This is a genomic window from Rhodococcus sp. NPDC056506 (genome assembly GCF_042794945.1).
Classification (GTDB): Bacteria; Actinomycetota; Actinomycetes; order Mycobacteriales; family Mycobacteriaceae; genus Rhodococcus_F.
In genome coordinates this window covers 127864-134368 of the sequence record NZ_JBHTSW010000011.1, presented here as the reverse complement: position 1 = coordinate 134368, position 6505 = coordinate 127864, and the positions used below count along the sequence as shown (strand labels likewise).

The 6505-nt window shown below is 61.7% G+C and carries 6 protein-coding genes; 2 read left to right on the top strand and 4 right to left on the bottom strand.

Annotated elements, in window-relative coordinates:
* Positions 1–80 precede the first annotated feature (80 nt).
* Entirely contained in the window at positions 81–932 is an 852-nt protein-coding gene (locus ACFQ6H_RS12755) for an SDR family oxidoreductase (protein ID WP_378646393.1), read from the bottom strand.
* Between the two features lie 118 nt (positions 933–1050).
* Here ACFQ6H_RS12755 and ACFQ6H_RS12750 point away from each other — a divergent pair, with 118 nt between their 5' ends.
* Entirely contained in the window at positions 1051–1500 is a 450-nt protein-coding gene (locus ACFQ6H_RS12750; protein WP_007735410.1) for a helix-turn-helix domain-containing protein, read from the top strand.
* On the opposite strand, the gene ACFQ6H_RS12745 is transcribed toward ACFQ6H_RS12750, so the two are convergent.
* From ACFQ6H_RS12745 to ACFQ6H_RS12735, 3 genes are all read right to left on the bottom strand, one after another.
* A complete protein-coding gene (locus ACFQ6H_RS12745) occupies positions 1476–2468 on the bottom strand; it encodes an iron-siderophore ABC transporter substrate-binding protein (RefSeq protein ID WP_378637962.1) in 993 nt (330 codons plus the stop codon). The genes ACFQ6H_RS12750 and ACFQ6H_RS12745 overlap by 25 nt on opposite strands.
* 183 nt (positions 2469–2651) lie before the next feature.
* Positions 2652–4055, bottom strand: a complete 1404-nt coding sequence (gene lpdA / locus ACFQ6H_RS12740; protein ID WP_003941477.1) for a dihydrolipoyl dehydrogenase — start codon at positions 4053–4055, stop codon at positions 2652–2654.
* Between the two features lie 49 nt (positions 4056–4104).
* Complete coding sequence (locus ACFQ6H_RS12735; protein WP_378646391.1) at positions 4105–5091, bottom strand: dipeptidase; 987 nt, start codon at positions 5089–5091, stop codon at positions 4105–4107.
* A 233-nt stretch (positions 5092–5324) separates the two neighbouring features.
* On the opposite strand from ACFQ6H_RS12735, the gene ACFQ6H_RS12730 reads away from it, so the two are divergent.
* On the top strand, positions 5325–6374 hold the full coding sequence (locus ACFQ6H_RS12730; RefSeq protein ID WP_021343370.1) for an alpha/beta hydrolase family protein: 1050 nt from the start codon (positions 5325–5327) through the stop codon (positions 6372–6374).
* Positions 6375–6505: the final 131 nt, after the last annotated feature.

Genomic DNA, 6505 nt, shown 5'->3' with positions numbered 1-6505 from the left:
GTCGGGTGGTATTTGTTTTTTTTTTAAGCCAGGGGTCCGATTTTTTACCCGGCCGTGTTTAAAAACCGCCCCACAGCAGGTCAGGCCTGCTTCAACACCTCAGCCACCGGAGTGCTGCTGCGGCCGATCAACTTCTGCAGGTCACCAGACTCGGTGTCCAACGCCCCCTTGGCAATTGCAGCATCGGAATCCGCGAGAATCTCTGCGACCGGGGCAGGCAGGCCGACGCTCTCGAGAATCCCCTTGTAAGCGTCCTCGCTCACGAACTGGTACGCGACAGGCTTGCCGGCAAACTCGCTGATCTTCTCGGCCAATTCGGCGTAGTTGAGCCTCTCGTCACCGCCCAACTCGTACACTGCGCCTTCGTGACCATCGGTGGTCGCGACTACTGCTGCGGCGTCGGCGTAATCCGCACGCGCCGCAGCCGCGATCTTGCCTTCCGCTCCCGCACCGACCAGTGCGCCGCGTTCGATCACACCGGCCAGGTCGTTGGTGAAGTTCTCCCAGTACCAACCGTTGCGCAACAGCGCGAACGGAATACCGCTCCGAGTGAGCACGTCCTCGGTCGCCTTGTGCTCGGCAGCAAGCTTCATCGGCGTGTCCTGAGCATTCAAGATGCTCGTGTAGGCGATGAATCCGACGCCGGCAGCCTTCGCCGCGTCGATGATGTTGGTGTGGTGCGCGAGCCGTGACCCCACTTCACTTCCCGAGATCAGCACCAGCTTGTCGACGCCCGCCAATGCGGTTTCCAACGCCGAGGCATCGGCATAGTCCGCTTGACGTACAACTACTCCGCGGGCGGCGAGGCTTTCCGCCTTCTGTGGATTGCGGACCACTGCGACGATGTCGGACGCGGCGGTTCCCCGCTCGATCAACGACTCGACTACCAGTTGTCCGAGGTTTCCGGTTGCGCCGGTGACTGCAATGCTCATGCGAACTCCCGATCCAGGTTGAAGCGTAAATGCGTTCTCCAACCATCATGCACTTATTTTTCGTAAGTGCAACACGTCGAGTTAGCGCTATGGGATCGTGCAGTAGTAGCCTGGGTTCATGACCAGCACCGACTCACCTTCACGTGCTGCCCAGACCCCTGATCCGAATGCCGACGTCGTGGACCCAACGCTCGAGGCTGACGTCTTCGCTCGCGGGTGCAACTCTCGGGCGGCATTGCAGAATGCAACCGGACGCTGGGGCGCACTCGCGCTGGCGGCATTGAACGAGGGCCCGTACCGGTTCAGTGCCCTGCGCCGACGCGTCGACGGAGTCAGCGAGCGCATGCTCTCGCAGACCCTGCAAACACTCGAGCGGGATGGCCTCGTGCACCGTGAGGTACTCGAAACCATCCCGCCCAAAGTGGAATACAGCCTGACCGAACTCGGCGCCGACGTCGCCGCAAAGATCACGGCCCTGATCGAACTACTCGAATCGCAGGTGCCGAAAATCGTTGCGTCACAAGCGTCGTACGACGCCCGGAATCAGCTCAACTTGTCCGAGAGCTGAGCGATGAACTCGTCGAATGCGTAGGGAACGCTCAGCACCGTCGGAGCGGACGTAGCCATCGCGTAGTCCATTCCGACCAGACGAACCAGACGGCCGTTCGACACCGAGGTCATGTTCGCGAACGGACCGAAGGACATGAGCTTGTCCAGGTTGGTGCCGTCGGCGTCGACGAGAATGAAGACGTCGGCGTCGAGTGTGTCGATGGATTCCATGCCCACGGACACCGAACTGTCGCCGGAAGTGCACACTGCGTCGACACCGGGCGAGGTCTTCACCCCGAGCTGGCCGAGAAGACGGATCCGCGGGTCGGTGCCGCAGAAGACGATCAGGCCCTCGTCGGTGCGCATTGCATACGTTGCGGTTTTGCCTTGGAACTGCGGGTGATCAGCGGCCTGCTTCTCGAAGTACGCCCCGGTCTCGTCGATCAGCGTCTGAGCCTGCTCCGGCTGTCCGAGCGCTGCGCCGATCATGCTCATCTGCTTGTCCCACGCCGTATCCCACGGCTGGTCGGGGAACGCGACGGTCGGCGCGATGTCACTGAGGCGCTTGTACTCGCCCTCGTCGATGCCGGAGTAGACGGCGAGGATCACGTCGGGATCGAGCCCGAGGATCTGCTCGAACGGGATATCGGGATTGGTCGTCATGAGAACAGGCTTGGCACCGTTCAGACGCGAAGCGTCCCAGGGCAGGATGTTGTTCTCGATGCCGTCGCCGGAGAAGCTCTCCATGGCGACCGGAACCTTGTTCAGGGCGATCACCGAATCCTGGCCACTCCATCCGATGGTCACGATGCGCATAGGCTCCGCGTCGATCGTCGTCGAACCGTAGGCGTGGTCGACGGTCACGGGGAACGCCCCCGCCTCGGCGGCACCCGAAGCTTCGGCGTCCGATCCGGAGTCACCTGAGGTTCCACAGGCGGAGAGCGTCAGCGCGACGCAAGCCGCGAGCAGTACGGAACGAGTTTTCATGAGTGGTCCTTCGAAAGCCGGATGGTCGACTCGGGACGCTAATGCGTTGCGCGCCTACACCCCGACTCGAAGGCCTCAGATGGCGCTTTCGCAACACAACTCGACACAAAAGACGAAAAACCCCGTGTGCCTTTCCGGTAGTGCGAACTACCGAAAAGGCGCACGGGGCCGAAGGCCCTGCCGTCAGAAGTTGATCATGTGGCCTGCGAGGCCGTGGATCGCTTCCTGCAGTGCCTCACTGAGTGTGGGGTGGGTGTGGACGTTGCGTGCCAACTCGTTGACCGTGAGGTCCCACTTCTGGGCCAAGGTCAGCTCGGGCAGCAGTTCCGAGACGTCCGGTCCGATGAGGTGCCCACCGAGCAGTTCGCCGTACTTCTTGTCGGCGATCAGCTTGACGAAACCGGTCGGGTCACCGAGACCGTGTGCCTTGCCGTTGGCGGCGAACGGGAAGTTCGCGACCTTGACGTCGTAGCCCTCGGCCTTGGCCTGCTCCTCGGTCAACCCGAACGAGGCGACCTGCGGCTGGCAGAACGTCGCACGCGGCATCATCCGGTAGTCACCGAGTGTCTGCGTCTCCGCGCCGCCGATGGTCTCGGCAGCGACGACAGCCTGAGCTTCCGCGACGTGCGCGAGCTGCAGCTTGGCGGTGACGTCACCGATGGCGAAGATGTGCGGGACGTTGGTGCGCATGTAGTCGTCGATCGCGATGGCGCCGCGATCGGTCAACGCGACACCGGTGTTCTCGAGACCGAAGCCCTCCACGCGCGGCGCGAAGCCGACGGACTGCAGAACCTTGTCGACGACCACGGTCTCGATCTCGCCGGACTTGTTGTCCTTGATCGAGACGGTGACCTTACTGCCGTCGTCGCTGATGGACTGCACAGCGGCACCGGTCTTGATGGTGACGCCGAGCTTCTTGTACTGCTTGGCGATTTCCTTCGAGACGTCGGCGTCCTCGTTGGGCAGTGCCCGATCGAGGAACTCGACGATCGTGACGTCGACGCCGTAGTTCTTGAGGACGTAACCGAACTCCATGCCGATCGCGCCGGCACCGACGATGAGAATCGAACCCGGAAGGTCACGGGTGAGGATCTGCTCTTCGTAGGTCACGACGTTCTCGCTCAGCGAGGTGCCGGGCAGCAGCTTGGTGTACGAACCCGTCGCGATGATCGCGTTGTCGAACGTGATCGTCTCGGTGCCACCCTTGCTCAGCTCCACGCTGATGGTGTTGGCGTCGACGAACGTGCCCTTGCCGTCGTACTCCGGGATCTTGTTCTTCTTCATCAAGAAGTGAATGCCCTTGACTCGCCCGTCCGCGACCTTGCGGCTGCGATCGAAAGCGGAGCCGAAATCGAAGGACACGTCTCCGGACATGCCGAACGTCTTCGCTTCTTTCGTGAAGATATGCGCGAGTTCGGCGTTACGGAGAAGCGCCTTGGACGGAATGCAGCCGACATTCAGGCATACACCGCCCCAGTACTTCTGCTCGATGATGGCGGTGCTCAGGCCCAGTTGTGCCGCGCGGATAGCAGCGACGTACCCACCGGGGCCGGCTCCGAGGACAACGACGTCATAGTGTGAGGTCACGATTCACCAGGGTAGTCCTGCATCGTTTCGCTGTCCCCAGATGGTCGCATTACCCGTCGGTAGCCCACACTTCTCGGGCAACTCGGGCGAAATTTCCGCCGTACACGGCCTCGATCGACGGCTCGTCGAAGCCCCGCTCACGCAATACCTGATCAAGTGTCAGCACGTCCTCCGGAGGAGTCCACTGCAGTGGCCCCCACGCGGTGTACGCCTCGGAGAACGACGACGGGTTCTGCTCGATCTCTTCGCGGAAGTCGTCGGCGTCGAAGGAGAAGTCGGAGCCGATCCCGACATGATCGATGCCGACGAGTCCCACAGCCTCTTCGATGTGGTCGGCCATCGCGGACAGCCGAGCCCGGTCGTCATCCGGTCCGTTGACGCCGAGGAATATGCCCACGCCGTTGATCCCGATGACACCCCCGGTCTGCGCGCAGGCTCGCGCCTGATCGTCGGTGATGTTGCGCGGATGCTCCCACAACCTCCGGAGGTTCGAGTGGCTGTAGATCATTGCTCGCTGGGTGATAGCTGAGATGTCCAAACCTGTCTGCACCGAACAGTGAGAGCCGTCGACCGTCATTCCGACGCGATTCATCTCGGCAACCAGGTCACGGCCGTATCCACTCAACCCCGTGTCCGCCAGGTCCAAGCAGCCGCAGCCGGCAGCGTTCATGTAGTTATACGTCGGCAACATCGAGCGGACTCCGAGGTCGTAGAAGTACGAGACGTTGGCCAGGTCTCCCTCCAGCGGATTCGAGTCCTCCAGGTCGAAGGCCAGGGCGATTCCGCCGGACTCCTGAATCTCGAGGACGCCGTCGACGGTGAAGACAGGGGTTATCTCCGGGAACTCGACCCGCGCCTGCCACGCGAAACTCTTGGCGATTGCCGTCGAGTCCGCGCGAGTCTGCGGCGAGTAACCGACGTTCACCGAAACGTAACTCCCCGCTGGGCGCTGATATCGGAGAAGATCTTCGACAGACGCGTTCGACTGCAGAGGTAGGCAACAATGTTGTTCCCATAGTGGATATGTCCGGTTCACTCACTAATCCCGTCGATGATCAGGGAAATTCACCTGAAACTGGTCGTACGTTCAGCAAATCTCTGGTTCACTGGCGGATAACGCACCGATGCGGTAGAACTTACAAGACTCACACGCCCTGTACCTATCGACAGAGCATGTACCCAGCATGAATTCCCGTACGGGAACAGCAACAAAGGACCGTTCACTCCTGGGCGGATTCGAAGGAATTTTAGGTGGAGGTTTCTGAACGTATGCGTGCTCGCACTTTCAAGCGTGGCCGTCTGGTCGCCGCTGTAGCCGCAGTATCCGTGCTGCCGATGCTGATCAGCCCTGCAGTGTCGTCCGCAGGCGGAGATCCGTCGACCACCACGGCAACTGTTGCCAAGGCAAACACAACGGGTTCCAAGCTCTCGAGCCGCACGGACAACGGGCGCATCGCCACCATCAAGGTGTACTCACCTTCCATGGGACGCGACATTCCGCTCGAGGTCATCCTCCCAGCAGACGGCAGCGAACCCCGCCCGACGCTCTACCTGCTCAACGGTGCAGGCGGCGGCGAAGACCGGGCGACGTGGCAGCGTCAGACCGACGTCAACGAGTTCTTCGCTGACAAGAACGTCAACGTCGTCACCCCGCTCGAAGGTGCATTCAGCTACTACACCGACTGGGTGAACGACGACCCGTCCCTCGGCCGTCAGAAGTGGCAGACGTTCCTGACCCAGGAACTCCCGCCCGTCATCGACGCCGAGTTCAACACCAACGGCGTCCAGTCGATCTCCGCTATCTCCATGACCGCGACCTCGGTCCTCAACCTCGCCATCGCAGCACCGGGCCTCTACAAGGGCGTCGGTGCATACAGCGGATGCGCCGAGACCAGCACACCGGTCGGCCAGTCCTCCATCGAACTGGTTGTGGGCATGCGCGGCGACGCTGACGTGACCAACATGTGGGGCCCCCTCGACGGACAGGGCTGGATCGACAACGACCCCGTCGTCAACGCCGAGAAGCTCCGCGGCACTGAACTCTTCATCTCCACCGGCTCCGGACTCCCCGGCCCGCACGACACCCTGAACAACGAGGCGATCAACGGACAGGTCGGCACACTCGCCAACCAGGTGATCGTCGGCGGCGTCATCGAGGCCGCAGTCAACTACTGCACCCACAACCTCGCCTACCGCCTCAACGATCTCAAGATCCCGGCCACCTTCGACTTCAAGCCGACCGGCACCCACTCGTGGGGCTACTGGGAAGACGATCTCCACAACTCCTGGCCGATGCTCGCTCGTTCGATGGGCATCTGACCGAAATCGTTTCAGCTCGACCCCGCTCCCTGCACTTCCGGGAGCGGGGTCGAGTTCTTTTCAGGGCCAGTTCGAGGGTTAATTCGAGGGTTATTTCGGGGGCCAATTCAATTGTCAGGCAAGCAAATCAC